General features: G+C 59.0%; 14 protein-coding genes. 9 read left to right on the top strand and 5 right to left on the bottom strand.

Going from position 1 to position 15,802, the window contains the following annotated elements:
- Positions 1 to 12: 12 nt before the first annotated feature.
- Positions 13 to 1,398 carry a pyridoxal-phosphate dependent enzyme gene (locus tag FF098_RS07670; protein WP_155138992.1) on the bottom strand — a complete coding sequence of 462 codons (1,386 nt, stop codon included), beginning with the start codon at positions 1,396 to 1,398 and terminating at the stop codon, positions 13 to 15.
- A 310-nt stretch (positions 1,399 to 1,708) separates the two neighbouring features.
- On the opposite strand from FF098_RS07670, the gene FF098_RS07665 reads away from it, so the two are divergent.
- From FF098_RS07665 to FF098_RS07650, 4 genes are all read left to right on the top strand, one after another.
- Positions 1,709 to 4,357 carry a M14 family metallopeptidase gene (locus FF098_RS07665; protein WP_205967412.1) on the top strand — a complete coding sequence of 883 codons (2,649 nt, stop codon included), beginning with the start codon at positions 1,709 to 1,711 and terminating at the stop codon, positions 4,355 to 4,357.
- A gap of 715 nt (positions 4,358 to 5,072) precedes the next feature.
- Positions 5,073 to 6,308, top strand: a complete 1,236-nt coding sequence (gene dcm / locus FF098_RS07660) for a DNA (cytosine-5-)-methyltransferase (protein ID WP_155138990.1) — start codon at positions 5,073 to 5,075, stop codon at positions 6,306 to 6,308.
- On the top strand, positions 6,308 to 6,763 hold the full coding sequence (locus FF098_RS07655) for a very short patch repair endonuclease (protein WP_155138988.1): 456 nt from the start codon (positions 6,308 to 6,310) through the stop codon (positions 6,761 to 6,763). The genes dcm and FF098_RS07655 overlap by 1 nt, the downstream gene beginning before the upstream one ends.
- A gap of 1 nt (position 6,764) precedes the next feature.
- Positions 6,765 to 7,739 (top strand): HNH endonuclease, encoded by a 975-nt coding sequence (locus FF098_RS07650; RefSeq protein ID WP_155138986.1) that lies wholly within the window; start codon positions 6,765 to 6,767, stop codon positions 7,737 to 7,739.
- On the opposite strand, the gene parE is transcribed toward FF098_RS07650, so the two are convergent.
- Positions 7,736 to 9,742, bottom strand: coding sequence for a DNA topoisomerase IV subunit B (gene parE, locus FF098_RS07645; protein ID WP_155138984.1), 2,007 nt, complete (start codon positions 9,740 to 9,742; stop codon positions 7,736 to 7,738). The two genes, FF098_RS07650 and parE, sit on opposite strands and share 4 nt — an antisense overlap.
- A 208-nt stretch (positions 9,743 to 9,950) precedes the next feature.
- Between parE and FF098_RS07640 the strand changes: the two genes are divergently transcribed.
- Together FF098_RS07640 and FF098_RS07635 are read left to right on the top strand one after the other, a co-directional pair.
- Positions 9,951 to 10,205: a hypothetical protein gene (locus FF098_RS07640; RefSeq protein ID WP_155138982.1), complete on the top strand. Its 255-nt coding sequence runs from the start codon at positions 9,951 to 9,953 to the stop codon at positions 10,203 to 10,205.
- Positions 10,206 to 10,229: 24 nt separating this feature from the next.
- Positions 10,230 to 10,613 (top strand): DUF1622 domain-containing protein, encoded by a 384-nt coding sequence (locus FF098_RS07635; protein WP_155138980.1) that lies wholly within the window; start codon positions 10,230 to 10,232, stop codon positions 10,611 to 10,613.
- A gap of 13 nt (positions 10,614 to 10,626) precedes the next feature.
- On the opposite strand, the gene FF098_RS07630 is transcribed toward FF098_RS07635, so the two are convergent.
- Positions 10,627 to 11,244 carry a transglycosylase SLT domain-containing protein gene (locus FF098_RS07630; RefSeq protein WP_155138979.1) on the bottom strand — a complete coding sequence of 206 codons (618 nt, stop codon included), beginning with the start codon at positions 11,242 to 11,244 and terminating at the stop codon, positions 10,627 to 10,629.
- A gap of 131 nt (positions 11,245 to 11,375) precedes the next feature.
- Here FF098_RS07630 and FF098_RS17850 point away from each other — a divergent pair, with 131 nt between their 5' ends.
- Together FF098_RS17850 and FF098_RS07620 are read left to right on the top strand one after the other, a co-directional pair.
- Complete coding sequence (locus tag FF098_RS17850; protein ID WP_166426384.1) at positions 11,376 to 11,915, top strand: DUF421 domain-containing protein; 540 nt, start codon at positions 11,376 to 11,378, stop codon at positions 11,913 to 11,915.
- Between the two features lie 25 nt (positions 11,916 to 11,940).
- On the top strand, positions 11,941 to 12,129 hold the full coding sequence (locus FF098_RS07620; protein WP_155138977.1) for a hypothetical protein: 189 nt from the start codon (positions 11,941 to 11,943) through the stop codon (positions 12,127 to 12,129).
- A gap of 100 nt (positions 12,130 to 12,229) precedes the next feature.
- Here the strand turns inward: FF098_RS07620 and glnA are convergent, their stop codons facing one another.
- Both glnA and FF098_RS07610 read right to left on the bottom strand, forming a co-directional pair.
- The gene (gene glnA / locus FF098_RS07615; RefSeq protein WP_155138975.1) at positions 12,230 to 13,636 is read right to left on the bottom strand and encodes a type I glutamate--ammonia ligase; all 1,407 of its coding nucleotides are present in this window, start codon (positions 13,634 to 13,636) and stop codon (positions 12,230 to 12,232) included.
- Positions 13,637 to 13,848: 212 nt separating this feature from the next.
- Positions 13,849 to 14,187, bottom strand: a complete 339-nt coding sequence (locus FF098_RS07610) for a P-II family nitrogen regulator (protein WP_155138972.1) — start codon at positions 14,185 to 14,187, stop codon at positions 13,849 to 13,851.
- A 121-nt stretch (positions 14,188 to 14,308) separates the two neighbouring features.
- On the opposite strand from FF098_RS07610, the gene FF098_RS07605 reads away from it, so the two are divergent.
- A complete protein-coding gene (locus FF098_RS07605; RefSeq protein WP_205967411.1) occupies positions 14,309 to 15,799 on the top strand; it encodes an NAD(P)H-hydrate dehydratase in 1,491 nt (496 codons plus the stop codon).
- The last annotated feature ends 3 nt before the right edge of the window (positions 15,800 to 15,802 follow it).

Below are 15,802 nucleotides of genomic sequence, written 5' to 3'. Positions count from 1 at the left end.
GTTGGCTCCCAATCAGGAAATCTGCAGGCGGAGATAGGAGAGGAGATCTGACCGGGTGATCAGCCCCTCGAATGTGCCATTCTTACACACGACCGCGACGCGGCCCTTGGCGAAGATCGGCAACAGGTCCTCCTGCGATGCCTTGGCATCAATCGTCTCTACACGGTCGGTCATGGCCGAGGAGACCGGATAGCGGAACCGGTCCTTGTCGCGGACGACGGAGAACAGCAGGTCTTCCTCGTCGAGCAGGCCGACAATCTGGCCATCCTCCAGCACTGGCAGCTGCGAAATATCATAAAGCTTCATCCGGCCATAGGCCTGCATCAGCGTGTCGCCCGGCTTGCAGGTGATCGTCGCCTGTTCTGAATGGCGGCGGGAGATGAGGTCGGTCAGGTCATTTGCCGGTGGGCGCTTGATGAAACCATTGTCGTACATCCAGTGGTCGTTGAACATCTTCGACAGGTACTTGTCGCCGCGGTCGCAGACGAAGGCGACGATGCGCTTCTTCTCGGTTTGCTCACGGCAATATTTCAGCGCAGTCGCGAACAGCGTGCCCGACGATGATCCGCCGAGGATGCCCTCCTTGCGCAGCAGCTCCCGCGCTGCCTCGAAGCTCTCCACGTCGGTAATCGAATAGGCTTTGTGTACCTTGGACAGGTCGCAGGTATCAGGGATGAAATCCTCGCCGATGCCTTCGACAAGCCAGGAGCCGACCTCGTTCGGGATCTGTCCTGTATTGACGTAATCCGTCAGTATGGAGCCTTTTGGGTCGGCGAGAATGCATTCCGTATCTGGCGAGACACGGGCGAAGTATCGCGACAGGCCGGTGATGGTGCCACCGGAACCCACACCGGCGATGACCGCATCGACATCGTGATTCATCTGGCCCCAGATTTCCGGTCCGGTCAGTTCCTCATGGGCTTTCGGGTTTGCCGCATTGGCGAACTGGTTGACGTAAAAGGCGCCGGTCTCCTCCGCGATACGGGCGGCGACATCCTGATAATAGTCCGGGTGCCCCTTGCCGACATCGGAACGGGTCAGCTGCACTTTCGCGCCGAGAGCCTTGAGGTGGAAGATCTTTTCCTGCGCCATCTTGTCGGGCACGACGATGGTCAGGGAATACCCCTTGCGGGCTGCCACCAGTGCAAGGGCGAGGCCGGTATTGCCCGCGGTCGCCTCGACGATCGCGCCGCCGGGCTTCAGCCGGCCATCGGCCTCCGCCGCCTCGATCATCGCGATGCCGATCCTGTCCTTGATCGATCCGCCCGGGTTCTGGCTCTCCAGCTTCAGGTAAAGCTCGCACGGGCCGGTATCGATGGCGGAGACCTTGACCAGCGGCGTCTTGCCGATGCCTTCGAGCACGTTGTCATAGACCGGGCCGAATTCCGTTTCCGTCATCGCGAGGACCTTCCTTTGTGGCTTTGTGATGGGAATGGCGTAACACACGGGGAAGTTCGCGCAAGCGGCCAGCGGAAGGACGCCAATTTGTGCCACGGCGGGGAACAAAGGCGCGATTTTCGGTCGCCACAAGGGATGCGAAGATTCGTGAAATACCGTTTGGCCTCAGGCGCGTTTTCATGTTTTTCTTTATCGTGTCACCGAAAAACTCCATAAAAACAGGGTGATTCCTTTACGGGGTGGCGGCGTATCGGTCCGGGTCATGCGGACCGTTTCTCAGGATTAGCCGTTGGAACAGCTTGGAGTATCTATGCACCTGATCAGATTTTTCGCTGGCATGGCTTGCGCCGCCAGCCTCTCAACAAGTCTTGCCACCACAGCTGCAGCGCAGACCTACCCTTCGGCTGACTACAGCGACAACATTCCTACCCTGGAAGCGGTCATCGGTCATGACCATGGCGAGGAGCTTACCACGCCGTCCGAGATCGTGGAGTATTTCGAGGCGCTGGCGGCAGCCGATCCAACCCGCATGCAGGTCCGATCCTATGGCGAGACCTGGCAGGGCCGCGATCTGACCTATGCGATCATTTCCTCGCCGGAGAACATGCAGCGGCTCGAGGATATCCAGGCTGACCTGTCGACACTGGCGTCCGGTGAAGCGCTGTCGGACTCGCAACTGGACGAGACGCCAGCCGTCGTCTGGCTGTCCTATGGTGTCCATGGCGACGAGATCACGCCGCCCGACAGCGGCGTCTTCATGGCCTATCACCTGCTTGCCGCCGAAGGGAACGCGCTGGTCGATACCATTCTTGACAACACGATCGTGATCATCGACCCGGCCCAGAACCCGGACGGGCGCAATCGCTTTGTGCAGAGCTTCATCTCCACCCGAGGCCTTGAAGCGCAGGGCGACCGCTATGCGGCGGAGCATGACCAGCCATGGCCGCGCGGGCGCTATAATCACTACATGTTCGATCTCAACCGCGACTGGTTCGCGATGACCCAGCCGGAAACGAAGGGCAAGGTCGCCGCGGTGCTGGAATGGCATCCGGTCGTCTATGTCGACAGCCACGAGATGAGCGGGGATTCGACCTACTTCTTCCCGCCGTCGGCTGACCCGTTCAACCCCAACATCACCGATGACCAGCGCGCGACGCAGGTTCGCCTCGGCCAGAACATGGCCCGCTACTTCGATGAGTTCGGCGTGCCTTATTTCACCCGGGAGGTCTATGATGCCTTCTATCCCGGGTACGGGGATATGTGGCCGACGCTGAACGGCGCAGTCGCCATGACCTTCGAGCAGGCATCGCCGCGCGGCCTCGTCTGGCAGCGGCGGGACGGGACCGAGCTGACCTATGCTGAGGGTGTACGGAACAATGTTCTCTCCTCACTGGCGACACTGGAAACCGTGGCGCGCAACAAGGAAGACTTCCTGCGCGATTACGGGGCCTATCGCCGCTCCGCGATCAGCGAGGCCTCGGGGGCCGAGCGCTATTATGTCTTCGATCTGTCGAGCGGGCGGTATGAGGCCGAAAGCCTTGCCAGGCGGCTGGTGGCGCAGGGCATCGAGGTGCAGCGGGCACCGGCGGGCAGCCGCCATTGTGGCGCAGCCTATGACGCGGGCGCGCTGATCGTCGATGGCGCCCAGCCACAGGGCCGCCTGATCCGTACGCTGCTCAGCCCGTCGACGGACCTGCCGCCTGACTTTGTCGAGGAGCAGGAAAGCCGCCGCGAGCGGGACCTCGGGCACGAGCTCTACGATGTTACCGCATGGTCGCTGCCGCTGATGGACGGCGTCGAGGCGCGCCAGTGCGCGACGGTGGCGCTGGGGTCGGCGACGGCGGTTTCGGCGGACGATCCGATCCCTGCGATGACCACACCCGGCGGCTCCTACGGCCAGATCGTGCCGTGGACCGATAGCGGGCAGGCACGGCTGGTCATCGCCGCGCTCAGGGCTGGGCTGCAAGGCCGGACGACGGACGAGCCGTTCACCAAGGACGGGCGCGTTTTCCCTGCTGGCACGGTCGTGTTCCCGGCAGCGGGCAATCCCGGCGACATGGCAGCAAAGCTGCGCGGCATGGCCGAGCGCATCGGCGCGGAACTGGTGCCGATGAACGACAGCTGGGTCGAGGACGGCCCGAACTTCGGCAGCTCTGCCTTCGCCACGATGACAGCGCCGCGCATCGCGATGGCGTGGGGCGAGGGGACCGACGCCACCTCCGCCGGGAACACCCGCTTCGTGCTGGAGCGCGACCTCGGCCTGCCGGTGACGCCGATCAGGGCGTCGAGCCTGGCGCGGGCCGATCTGTCCGAGTACGATGTATTGATCCTGCCGGACAATTATGGCGGCCTTGCCGGTGAGATAGGCCGGGCCGATGCGATCAAGACCTTTGTGCGCAATGGCGGCGTGCTCGTTGCTATCTCCGGCAGCGTCAGCATGCTGGCGAGCGAGGATTACGGCCTGCTCTCGACCAAGCTGGAATATGCCGCAACCGAGGACGAAGAGAAGCGCAAGGAAGACGCGGAAGGCAGCCGCGCCCCGGGCACGATCCTCGACTCCGACGAAGCCTATGAGGCGCAGATCAGGAACACGCAGGAGCGGCCGGAGGACGTGCCGGGCGTCATCCTGCGCGCCGTCGCCAACACCGATCACTGGCTGGCGGCGGGCTATGACGGCGCCAACGTGCTGGTGACCGGCGCCGACATTTACCGCCCGCTGAACGATGGCGACGGCACGAACGTGTTCCGTTTCGCGCAGGCCGACGACATGCTGCTCAGCGGCTATCTGTGGGAAGAGAACCGCGCGCAGCTCGCCTACAAGCCGTTTGTGATGGCGCAGCGTCAGGGCGACGGCCTCGTCATCGGCTTCACCCAGAGCCCGACGACCCGCGCCTATCTCAACGGCCTGAACCTCTTGCTCGCCAACGCCGTAGTGCTGGCCCCGGCGCGGGTGCGGTAGGTGAGAGCTGCGGGGTGTTTCACAGCCACGAGTTAGTCAAGGCCGCGGGCTGCGCCCGCGCCGCGAAGCGGTTATAGCCTTGACAAATTCGCGGCTGTAAAACGATTGCTCACCAAGCCTGTAAGGCACAATGTGCCATACAGGCACTTGGCGAGACTTTTCTTTTTCTGGCCTCGCCTCGTCCTTCGTGGCTCCTGCGGAGCACCTCAGGATGAGGCTTTTTCCTCCTCACCCTGAGGTGGCCGCGCAGCGGCCCACGAAGGGCAAGCACTGAATACGCCGCCAGCCGATGGGCTGCGAGCGTTTAACCGATCCGCCTTCGCTAACGCTCCAGCGCGATGAAAGGGGGCCCGTGGAAGCGGGGCGGTGCCCTTCAGAATATCTAGAGGTATGGGCAGAGCCCACTCCCACGGCGGTGATCTGGTGCCGGGCCGATACGCGGCTCTCCGGTCCGCAGTGCTAAACCACGGAACACCGCCCGGACCGACGATGCGAAGCTTGCGCACACCCTCTCATGCGATCCGGAACCTGATGGGACGGGCCGCCGGCAGGTCACCGGCGGGAGCCATCCCCTCAGCGCCGATCCTCACCGGCGCGTGGACGGGAGTATGGTGGCGGTGCGAGGGGCGGGGATAACTTCCCTACAAGAATCTTTTGCAGGCGGGACAAATCAGGACATCTTGTCATAAATCTTCCCAGAGGTTATGAGAACAAGATGAGAACAAATGACATCTCCGACTTTCGCCGTTTGCGTGAGCAAGCCGAACTGACCATTGCCGAAACGGCTGTGTTGCTCGACAAATCCGAGCGTCAGATCAGACGATATGATCTGGGCGAACAAAAGGCTCCATTGCCGGATATGCGTGTCCTGAAGGTAGAAGCGGACATGAAGCCGCAATTGCCGCTGAAGCCTGCCGCCGACTTCAGGTTCATTGATCTTTTTGCGGGTATCGGTGGGTTGCGCATTGGTTTTGAGGGTATTGGCGGCAAATGTGTCTTTACAAGCGAATGGGACAAGTTCAGCCAGCAAACATACCGGGCCAATTTTCAGGATGGTGATGATCATGTCTTTGCGGGCGATATTCGTCCGTATGGGGCTGATCCTTCATTGATTCCCGAGCACGATGTTTTGCTTGCGGGTTTCCCCTGTCAGCCATTCTCAATAGCCGGTGTTTCCAAGAAGAATGCCCTTGGTCGCCCTCACGGGTTTTCCGACGAAACTCAGGGAACCTTGTTTTTCGATATCCAGAAAATTATTGCCTATCACCGGCCTAAAGCATTCCTACTGGAGAACGTGAAAAACCTTCAGCGCCACGACAAGGGAAATACGTTCAAGGTGATCTCCAGTGTTCTCGAGAAAGAGCTTGGATATCGTATCCAGCATCGCGTGATTGCATCCAATCCGTGGGTTCCGCAAAAGCGGGAACGTATTTTTATCGTTGGTTTCCGTGATGACACTGATTTTGATTTCAGCCAGTTTGATGCGCTGATACCGCCGCAAAATGAATGGCCTGTTCTGGGGGACATCCTTCAGGGACACAATGAAATCGATAGTAAGTACACGCTGACACCGCGGCTCTGGGAGTATCTCCAAGCTTACAAGGAGAAGCATGCGGGGCAGGGCAACGGTTTTGGCTTTGGACTTTGCGGGCCGGACGATGTCACGCGCACCCTGTCAGCGAGATACTACAAGGACGGTTCCGAAATCCTTGTGAAGCAGCGAGGCAGGCAAAGACCAAGGCGTCTCACACCCACGGAATGCGCTCGACTGATGGGCTTTGAGTATGACGCAAAGGGGCGATCATGGAGGATTCCGGTCTCTGACACACAGGCCTATCGTCAGTTTGGCAACGCGGTTGTTGTTCCGGTCATCGAGGCGATTGCGGAGTTGATGGAGCCGCATATCAAGAAGGCCTTGACCGTAGAGGAAAAAGTTGCAGCTGTAGCCTGATGGCTGATGTTGTTTCAAAGGAAGTCCGAAGCCGGATGATGTCGGGCATCAAGGGCAAAGATACCAAGCCCGAGATGATCATCCGCAAGGGACTTCATGCGCGGGGGTTTCGGTATAAACTTTATGATAAGTCACTGCCGGGAAAGCCTGATCTCGTACTGCCGAAATATAACGCCGTGATATTTGTTCATGGCTGTTTCTGGCATGGGCATGACTGTCACCTATTCAAGTGGCCGAAGACTCGAATAGACTTTTGGCGCGAAAAAATAGGATCAAATATCGTTCGCGATGAAAAACATACATCAATGATTGAACGACATGGAATAAGGGTTGCGGTAATATGGGAATGTGGTCTGAAAAATAGGAGTGCTGACGAAATAAATGAAATTTTAAATAAGCTAGAAAATTGGCTTATCAATATGGAAAATCATCGGATTTTGCAGTTAGGCAGCTGACATGGGTAATGAGCTAGAAACACCTATTTTCAAATATTTGACAAAGAATGATTTGAGTCAAAGCGGCCACCAAGCAGGGCCAGTAATACCATTGAGTTTGATTTGGTATTTCCCCCTACTTGCCACCGATACAATTTCTCCTTCTGAGCCTACTAATAGCATAAGTATTCGTGTGGCTGGGTATAAGAATGGATTGTTTATAGGTTCTTTTGTTACACGATTTCAGTATCAAACTTGGGGTGGCACAAGAAAACCGGAGTACCGGGTTACCGGGAATTTGAAAGGTTTATTAGAGAACTGTCAGGAAGAAGACCTTCTACTTATTCATTCCACAGATAAAGCAGCATTTAGATATCGCTTTGAATTGTTGTCTAAAGGATCGCCTCTTTGGAGAGCTATGGCAGATGATATTGATCGAAAACTTTCATCGGGTATTATCGCTCCCTCAAAGACAAAATTTCCAAGCGGTTATTTTGGAGAAGAGTTTAGGTATCCTGATGCCTATAAGGAAGAATATCCTCGGATAAGGTCTGAACTCTTAATCGATCCTGACGCGCAGTTTCAAGAAAACCTGATAAGGAGAAAGCAAAGGAGTTCGTTATTCAGATTGGAAGTATTAGAATCTTACGGGGGGAAATGCGCCGTTACCGCTGATCAGATGAAAACAATTGACCTGTCTAATAATGAAGTAGAGGCTGCCCACATTATTCCACGAGAATATAACGGATCAAATGTAATTCAGAATGGAATTTCTCTAAATCGTCGCCTTCACTGGGCATTTGATTGCGGATTGTGGTGTGTGAAAGATGATTTTACGATCAGCGTTAAGAAAAATACGTCTGTGGAAAGATTTAATCAGTATCTCTATGACCTCGATGGGAAAAGAATATCCCTTCCTAATGATGTCTCGAAACATCCCTCACAAGATGCCTTTGCTTGGCATCGCGAAAACATCTTTGAAGTAAAAACACCCTAAATATCCAGTTCCTCCGCGACAAACGCCGCATTCTCCTGGATGAAGTTGTACCGCGCTTCGGCCTTTTTGCCCATCAGGCGTTCGACGAGGTCCATGACTTCGGGGGCCTTGTCTTCGGGGATGACGACGCGGGCGAGGGTGCGCGTGGCCGGGTTCATGGTCGTTTCTTTCAGCTGCGCCGGCATCATCTCGCCGAGGCCCTTGAAGCGGGAGACGTCGACCTTCTGGCCCTTTTTGAATTCCGTCTCGATCAGCTTGTCACGATGGCCCTCGTCAATGGCGTATGCTGACTTTCCGCCCTGCGAGACTTTATAGAGCGGCGGCTGGGCGAGGTAGAGCCGGCCGGCAGTGATCAGCTCCGGCATCGAGCGATGGAAGAAGGTGATGAGCAGGGCGGCGATGTGGGCGCCGTCGACATCGGCGTCGGTCATGATGATGACCTTCTCGTAGCGCAGCTCCTCGATATCGAATTTCGAGCCGATGCCGCTGCCGAGCGCCTGGATGATGTCGTTGATTTCCTGGTTCGCGGCGATCTTGTCGCGCGTTGCCGAGGCGACGTTGAGGATCTTGCCGCGCAAGGGCAGGATCGCCTGTGTCTTGCGGTCGCGCGCCTGCTTGGCCGAGCCACCGGCGGAGTCTCCCTCGACGAGGAAAATCTCCGTGCCGTCGGCAGCCTGTTGCGAGCAGTCGGCGAGCTTGCCCGGCAGGCGCAGCTTGCGCATGGCGCTGGCGCGGGAGACTTCCTTTTCCTTGCGGCGGCGCTGGCGCTCATCCGCGCGGTCGATGACCCATTCGAGCAGCTGGTCGGCCTGCTTGCGGTGCCCGGCGAGCCAGTGGTCGAACTCCGCCCTGACGGCGGTCTCTGTCAGCTTCTGCGCCTCGTTGGTGGCGAGCTTGTCCTTCGTCTGGCCCTGGAATTCCGGGTTGGAAATGAAGACCGACAGCATCGCGCCGGCGGTGCCCATCACGTCTTCCGCCGTGACGTTGGCGCCTTTCTTGACGCCCGCCAGCTCCGCATAGGCCTTCAGGCCACGGGTGAGGGCGGAGCGCAAGCCCTGTTCATGGGTGCCGCCCTCCGGTGTCGGGATGGTGTTGCAGTATGAGTGTGAGAAGCCGTCGGCGGTCTGGCCGCCTTCCATGGCGAACCCGGCCTGGCCCCAGCACACGGCCCATTCGACCGTGCCGTGGCCGCCCTCGCGCTCGACCTTGCCGGAGAAGATATCGTCGGTGACCGTCGGTTTCTTGTCGACGACGGACTGGAGATAGTCGCGCAGGCCGTTGTCGAATTTCAGCACTTCCTGCGCCGGAGTCTCGTCCTTGATCAGGCTGGCTGCGCATTTCCAGCGGATTTCGACCCCGCCGAACAGATAGGCCTTGGACCGCGTCATGCGGAACAGGCGGGCGGGCTTGAACTTTGCCTTCTCGCCGAAAATCTCCGGGTCCGGGTGGAAGGTGGTGGACGTGCCGCGCCGGTTGGGGGCATCGCCCACGGTCTTCAGCTTGGATGTGGGGATGCCCTTGGAGAAGGTCTGGCGATAGAGCTTGCGGCCCCGCGCGACCTCGACAGTCAGCTCGTCCGACAGCGCGTTGACGACCGAGGCGCCGACGCCGTGCAGGCCGCCGGAGGTGGCATAGGCCTTGTTGGAGAACTTGCCGCCCGCGTGCAGCGTCGTCATGATCACTTCCAGCGCCGACTTGTTCTTGAATTTTGGGTGCGGGTCGATCGGCATGCCGCGGCCATTGTCTGAGACGGTCAGCGCGCCGTTCTCGTGTAGTTCGACCTCGATGCGGCTGGCGTGCCCGGCGACGGCCTCGTCCATGGAGTTGTCGAGCACTTCGGCGAAGAGGTGGTGCAGCGCCTTTTCATCGGTGCCGCCGATATACATGCCCGGCCGCTTGCGGACAGGCTCCAGCCCCTCCAGCACCTCGATATCCTTGGCGGTGTAGTCACCCCCGGAAAACAGGTCATCTTCAACAGCGGCTTTGGCGGATTTGCGGGCCATCGGTACTACACATTCCTGTCTGCGCGCATCTTTTCACAAAACCGGTTTCCACTTTTGTGGATGCGCTAGAGAACTTTCATGAAACACTGATAGCTACAGGCTTTCGGCCGCACCGGGCAAGCCTGAAGGGCGCCGTGTGGGGAATTTAACCGGAACGGGCGCCGGTGGCTGGGCGTTGGCCTGTCAGGAAACGAAAAGGAGACCTGACATGGCTGATAAACCAGAAGATTTCGAACGCGAGCCCACAACCCGCCAGGGTCAGCTTGAGAGCCGCGAAGGCCTCGGCGAAGAGGGCGAGCCGACCGATGGCGGCCGTGCCGGCGGCACGCTGCAGAAGAAGAAAGGCACGAAGGACGAGGAGAAGCGGGCCAGGGAGCGTCCGGCCGGCGTTACTCGCGTGCGCAAGAGCGACGAGAAGGAAAAAACGACGCCCGAGCGCAACATGCAGTCATCTGACAGCTAAGGCGGCGCAAAGAGGGGAAACGAGATGGATTTCGCCCTGGAAGCAAGTGTGAACCGGGTGCTGGAGGGCCTGTCCTATGGCATCGAGATGATCTCCGTGGTCATCCTGATCGTCGGGTCGGTGCGCTTCGTAATGAACGTCGTCGGCGGCGTGGTGAAGGCCGATGTGACCGTGCCGCAGGCGCTGCAGCGGGCGCGGATCGGGCTTGGTGTCTATATTCTCGCTGCGCTGGAATTCCTGATCGTCGCCGATATCATCTTTACCGTCGTGCACCGGACGCTGGACGATGTGATTGTGCTCGCGATCGTGGCCGCCGTGCGCACGGTCGTCAGCTGGTTCCTCGGCAAGGAGATCGAGGCGCTGAGCCATGATGAGGGCATCAAAGCCGGCCTTAAGAAGGGCACCTAAGTCAGGCGTTTTCTTATATAAACGGGATCAGCGGGATGCCGCGGCGGAATTTCTTCTCGCACCGGTTCAACTGGCTTTCATAGGTCTGGGCATTGTGAGCGACCTGCCGGGCGATGGTCTGGACGCCGGGCTTACCGCGATATGAGCCGCGATTATAGCCGCCTTGGCCCTCGTGATAGGCGAGATACTGGTTATAGGCATCGCCGGGGCGGATGCCGGAGCGCTGGCGCGACAAGTCTGCATACCAGCCGATGAAGTCGACGGCGTCGTCGAAATCGTTGCGGTCGGCAAAGCGGCGGCCGGTATCGGCCTTGTAGGTTTCCCATGTGGTATCGAGCGCTTGGGCATAGCCGGTGGCGCTCGAGGGGCGGGCGCCGGGGAAGATGAACAGGAACTTGCCGCGTTCCGGTTTTGCATGGCTGCGGAAGGCGCTTTCCTGCTTGACGATGGCGAGCTGCAGGGAGATCGGCACGCCGTATTTCTTCTCGACCTTGCGGGTCGCCGAATACCAGGAGCGCTTGTCCTCGAAGATCTTGCAGGCGTTTTCCTGTTGCGCGGGCGGGGTCGTGGCGCAGGCGGCAACGAGACCGGTGAGGGCGGCGATGACGAGCAATCGGGAATATCTGACCATGCACCGAGGCTAGCAGAACAAGGTAAACCTTTCCCTATCATGGGTTAGGGGCAAGGCATGTTCAGGCGGGGAACCGAGCCGGCCATCGGCCTGTTTCCTCTCACGATACGGTTAACTGACGGGGGTCGACCGTGAATGAAATAAAACTCTTCATCGACGATCAGGACACGCTGTGGCGCATCCTTGTCACTGCGCCGATCCTGTATTTCGCGATCATCGGCTTCGTGCGTCTGGTCGGCAAGCGGGCGACGTCGCAGATGAACAATTTCGACTGGATCGTCACCGTCGCGCTCGGCTCGCTCATGGCGTCGGGCATACTGCTCAAGGATGTATCGATCCTGGAGAGCCTGTTCGCGATCGGCCTGCTGCTGGCGCTTCAATACTGCCTGACATTTTTCGCCGTGCGCAGCGATACGGTGGATAACGCAATCAAAGCGCAGCCGCGCCTGCTGGTAGAAAACGGCAAGCTGATGTCAGAGGCGATGCGGCGCGAGCGGGTGACCGAGCAGGAAGTGCTCGCAGCGCTGCGTGAAGAGGGCTTGCGGTCGATCCACGATGCCAAATGGGTGATTCTGGAAAGCGATGCATCTTTCAGTATCATTCCGCGCACGGAGGTAAAAGCCGCAGACCGCAGCGCGTTGAAGACGGTAGACGGAATCCCTGCGCGATAGGCGCTTTTTTGAAAGGAGAGAGGATATGAAAACCCGGATGAAATGGAGCATTGCCACGCTGGCTTTGATGCTGGCAGCGGCCTGCGGCCCGGCAGAAGAGGCGCCGGAGCCGGTCGATAACCTGCCGGACGAACGCAATGATCCGGGTGCCGTTCCGGAAACCGATCCCGAGCCGCCCAACGATCCCGACGATGTCGACCCGATCCGCTGGTAGCGTACACAAGACGAAAAGAAAGGCGGCCCCCTCTCCGGAAGCCGCCTTTCCTGCAACATAGGCATCGACCATTCGGTCGAGAGCCTATCTCCGAAAGAACTTATACGGAATAGTACATTGCGAACTCGACCGGGTGCGGCGTCGTTTCGTAGCGGATGACGTCTGCCATCTTCAGCTCTATGTAGGCATCGATCTGGTCGTCCGTGAAGACGTTGCCTTTCTTCAGGAACTCGCGGTCTGCATCGAGCGCAGCCAGTGCTTCGCGCAGGTTGCCGCAGACAGTCGGGATGTCTGCAACCTCTTCGGCCGGAAGGTCGTAGAGGTCCTTGTCCATGGCATCGCCCGGATCGATCTTGTTCTCGATACCGTCAAGGCCGGCCATGAGCAGGGCAGAGAAGGCGAGATAGGGGTTGGAGCCCGGATCCGGGAAGCGGACCTCGAGGCGTTTTGCCTTCGGCGAAGATACCCAAGGGATACGGATGGAAGCGGACCGGTTACGGGCGGAGTAGGCCAGCATGATCGGCGCTTCGAAGCCCGGGACCAGACGCTTGTAGGAGTTGGTCAGCGAGTTGGTGAAGGCGTTGATCGCGCGGGCGTGCTTGATGATGCCGCCGATATAGTGGAGGCAGGTTTCCGACAGGTCGGCATAGCGGTCGCCGGCGAACATCGGCTTGCCGTCTTTCCAGATCGACTGGTGGACGTGCATGCCCGAACCGTTATCGCCATAGACAGGCTTCGGCATGAAGGTTGCCGTCTTGCCATAAGCAGCTGCAACCTGGTGCACGACGTATTTGTACATCTGCATGCGGTCGGCCATCTTCACCAGCGTGGAGAATTTCATGCCCAGCTCGTGTTGTGACGGTGCAACCTCGTGGTGGTGCTTTTCAGGCTCGAGGCCCATTTCGCTCATAACGGTCAGCATTTCGGAACGAAGGTCCTGTTCGGCATCTACCGGCGGAACAGGGAAATAGCCGCCCTTGGGGCCCGGACGGTGGCCAAGGTTGCCGCTGCCATAATCGGTACCGGAGTTATAGGGGCCTTCGAGAGAGTCGATGGCAAAGCCGGTCATGTTCTGTTCGACAGTCCAGCGGACGTCGTCGAAGACGAAGAATTCGGCTTCCGGGCCGAAGAAGGCAGTGTCGCCGATGCCGGTGGATTTCAGATAGGCTTCAGCGGCCTTGGCAGTCGTGCGCGGGTCGCGATTGTAAGGCTGGCCAGTGGACGGCTCGAGAACGTCGCAGAAGACAGCGAGCGTCGGCTGGGCAAAGAAGGGGTCCATGACGGCGGTCGAGGTATCCGGCATGAGGATCATGTCGGACTCGTTGATCGCTTTCCAGCCCTGGATAGACGAACCGTCAAACATCTGTCCATCGGTGAAGAAGTCTTCGTCAACCATCGACAGGTCGAACGTGACGTGCTGCCATTTACCCTTCGGATCGGTAAAGCGCAGATCCACGTATTTTACGTCGTTATCCTTGATATATTTAAGAATTTTGTCGGCAGACATCGGGTCAAACCCCCTGAATTTCTTGTTGTTGGCGATACGCCCCTTGCAAGGCAGTGAGTGTGTGCACCATGCGCGATAACAGGACCTGTTTTCAAGTCCTGATTTTCGCAATGCAACACATCGGAGCAGTTTTAGGCCAGATTTTGCGCAATTCCTAGCGGAAAACCGTGTCGGCTGACAGGTTTGTGCCAGATTTTATCGCAATGTCGCGGTTAAAGGGCTTCGCGACCCTTTTCACCAGTCCTGATACGCACAGCTTCCTCGACAGCGGAGATGAAAATCTTCCCGTCGCCGATCCGGCCGGAATGCGCTGCCTTGGTAATCGCCTCGACAGCGGCGTCGGCGACAGAATCGTCGACGATAAGCTCGACTTTCAGCTTGGGCAGGAAATCGACGACATACTCGGCCCCGCGATACAATTCCGTATGGCCTTTCTGGCGACCGAAGCCGCGTGCCTCATACACTGTCATGCCCTGCAAACCGATATCCTGCAGTGCTTCCTTCACCTCGTCGAGCTTGAAGGGTTTGATGATGGCTTCGATTTTTTTCATTAGCTGCCCCTTGATGGCGGTAGCCTTGCGGCACTCGTGTTACACCTGAAGTGTTCTACTGACTCGGAGACTATCAACAAAGACATTTTCTTTAAACATATCAATCCCTGAAGCGCTGAGCATGATGAAACACCGCCCCACAGAATTACTGACTACCGAGGAGATGGCCCGCGCCGATGCGCTGACAATAGAGTCAGGCACTGCCGGCGCAACGCTGATGGAGGCGGCAGGGGCCGCCGTCGCTGCCTGCCTGCGCCAGGCATGGCTGCCAAGGCCGGTGCTGATCCTCTGCGGGCCGGGCAACAATGGCGGCGATGGTTTCGTCGTTGCACGGCTGCTGAAGGATGCCGGCTGGCCTGTAACGCTGGCCCTGCTGGGGGAGAAGGAAAAGCTTTCGGGCGATGCCGCGCTGATGGCCGAGCACTGGCATGGCGGGATCGAGCCTCTGAGTAGGGCTGAGCCGCATAAAGCGGCAGTAATCGTCGATGCGCTGTTCGGGGCCGGGCTGTCGCGCCCGATAGAGGGGGAGGTCGCCGACCTTGTCGAACGGGTCAACAAAGCCGAAGCACCCGTGATCGCCATTGACGTGCCGAGCGGGATCGACGGGACGACAGGACAGGCACTCGGCACCGCGATCAGGGCCGACAAGACTGTCACCTTCTTCCGGCTGAAGCCCGGGCACATGCTGTATCCCGGCAAAGGCCATTGCGGCGATGTGATCCTTGCCGATATCGGCATCCATGCCGACGTGCTGAACAAGATCGAGCCGAAGGCATTTATCAACGGGCCAGATCTTTGGCGAGACGATTTCCCGTGGCCAGAAACCAATAGCCATAAATACAGCAGGGGCCATGCTGTCGTCATGTCAGGCGGGCGCTATACCAGCGGGGCGGCGCGTCTTGCCGCAATGGGTGCGGCGCGGGCCGGGGCCGGGGCCGTAACGATGCTGTCTACGCAGGACGCCATGGACATCAATGCCGGGCATCTGGAAGAGGTGATGCTGACCGAAGCGGCCGATGGCGAGACGATCAGCCAGTTCATCGTCGAACGGAAGGTCAGGGCCGGGCTGATCGGCCCGGGTGCCGGGCGCGGCGTACAGACGAAGGACCGGGTAGCGGCCCTGCTGTTCAGCGACGCAGGCGCGGTGCTCGACGCCGATGCGCTGACGAGTTTCGAGGACAATCCGGAGACACTGTTCCAGGCGCTGCGGGAAAAGGATGTGATCACGCCTCATGCCGGCGAGTTTGCGCGGTTGTTCGGTGACCTTGCAGAAGGGCAGTCAAAACTTGCCGCTGCGCGCATGGCCGCCGAGATTGCGGGCTGCTCCGTCATCCTGAAAGGGTCTGACACTGTCATCGCCGCGCCAGACGGCCGGGCCGCCATCAATGCGAATGCGACACCCTTTCTGGCAACTGCAGGATCGGGCGATGTGCTCGCCGGGATCGTGACCGGGTTGATGGCGCAGGGCATGGCCGGCTTCGAGGCCGCCTGCGCCGGTGTCTGGCTGCATGCGCAGGCGGCAGCAAGCTTCGGCCCGGGCCTCATCGCGTCGGATATTCACCGGCAATTGCCGGGCGTTCTTGTCAGCCTCGAAAAAAGCGCGAATCCATAATCT

It is taken from the genome of Aquisalinus luteolus, from assembly GCF_009712425.2.
In the GTDB taxonomy this organism is placed as follows: Bacteria; Pseudomonadota; Alphaproteobacteria; order Caulobacterales; family Parvularculaceae; genus Aquisalinus; species Aquisalinus luteolus.
This window is presented reverse-complemented; position numbering and strand designations above follow the sequence as displayed.

Coding starts and splice junctions, on each gene's coding strand:
- FF098_RS07670 (WP_155138992.1), bottom strand. CDS start 1,398: ATGACGGAAACGGAATTCGGCCCGGTCTATGACAACGTGCTCGAAGGC.
- FF098_RS07605 (WP_205967411.1), top strand. CDS start 14,309: ATGATGAAACACCGCCCCACAGAATTACTGACTACCGAGGAGATGGCC.
- FF098_RS07665 (WP_205967412.1), top strand. CDS start 1,709: ATGCACCTGATCAGATTTTTCGCTGGCATGGCTTGCGCCGCCAGCCTC.
- dcm (WP_155138990.1), top strand. CDS start 5,073: ATGAGAACAAATGACATCTCCGACTTTCGCCGTTTGCGTGAGCAAGCC.
- glnA (WP_155138975.1), bottom strand. CDS start 13,636: ATGTCTGCCGACAAAATTCTTAAATATATCAAGGATAACGACGTAAAA.
- FF098_RS07640 (WP_155138982.1), top strand. CDS start 9,951: ATGGCTGATAAACCAGAAGATTTCGAACGCGAGCCCACAACCCGCCAG.
- FF098_RS07635 (WP_155138980.1), top strand. CDS start 10,230: ATGGATTTCGCCCTGGAAGCAAGTGTGAACCGGGTGCTGGAGGGCCTG.
- FF098_RS07655 (WP_155138988.1), top strand. CDS start 6,308: ATGGCTGATGTTGTTTCAAAGGAAGTCCGAAGCCGGATGATGTCGGGC.
- FF098_RS07630 (WP_155138979.1), bottom strand. CDS start 11,244: ATGGTCAGATATTCCCGATTGCTCGTCATCGCCGCCCTCACCGGTCTC.
- FF098_RS07610 (WP_155138972.1), bottom strand. CDS start 14,187: ATGAAAAAAATCGAAGCCATCATCAAACCCTTCAAGCTCGACGAGGTG.
- parE (WP_155138984.1), bottom strand. CDS start 9,742: ATGGCCCGCAAATCCGCCAAAGCCGCTGTTGAAGATGACCTGTTTTCC.
- FF098_RS07620 (WP_155138977.1), top strand. CDS start 11,941: ATGAAAACCCGGATGAAATGGAGCATTGCCACGCTGGCTTTGATGCTG.
- FF098_RS07650 (WP_155138986.1), top strand. CDS start 6,765: ATGGGTAATGAGCTAGAAACACCTATTTTCAAATATTTGACAAAGAAT.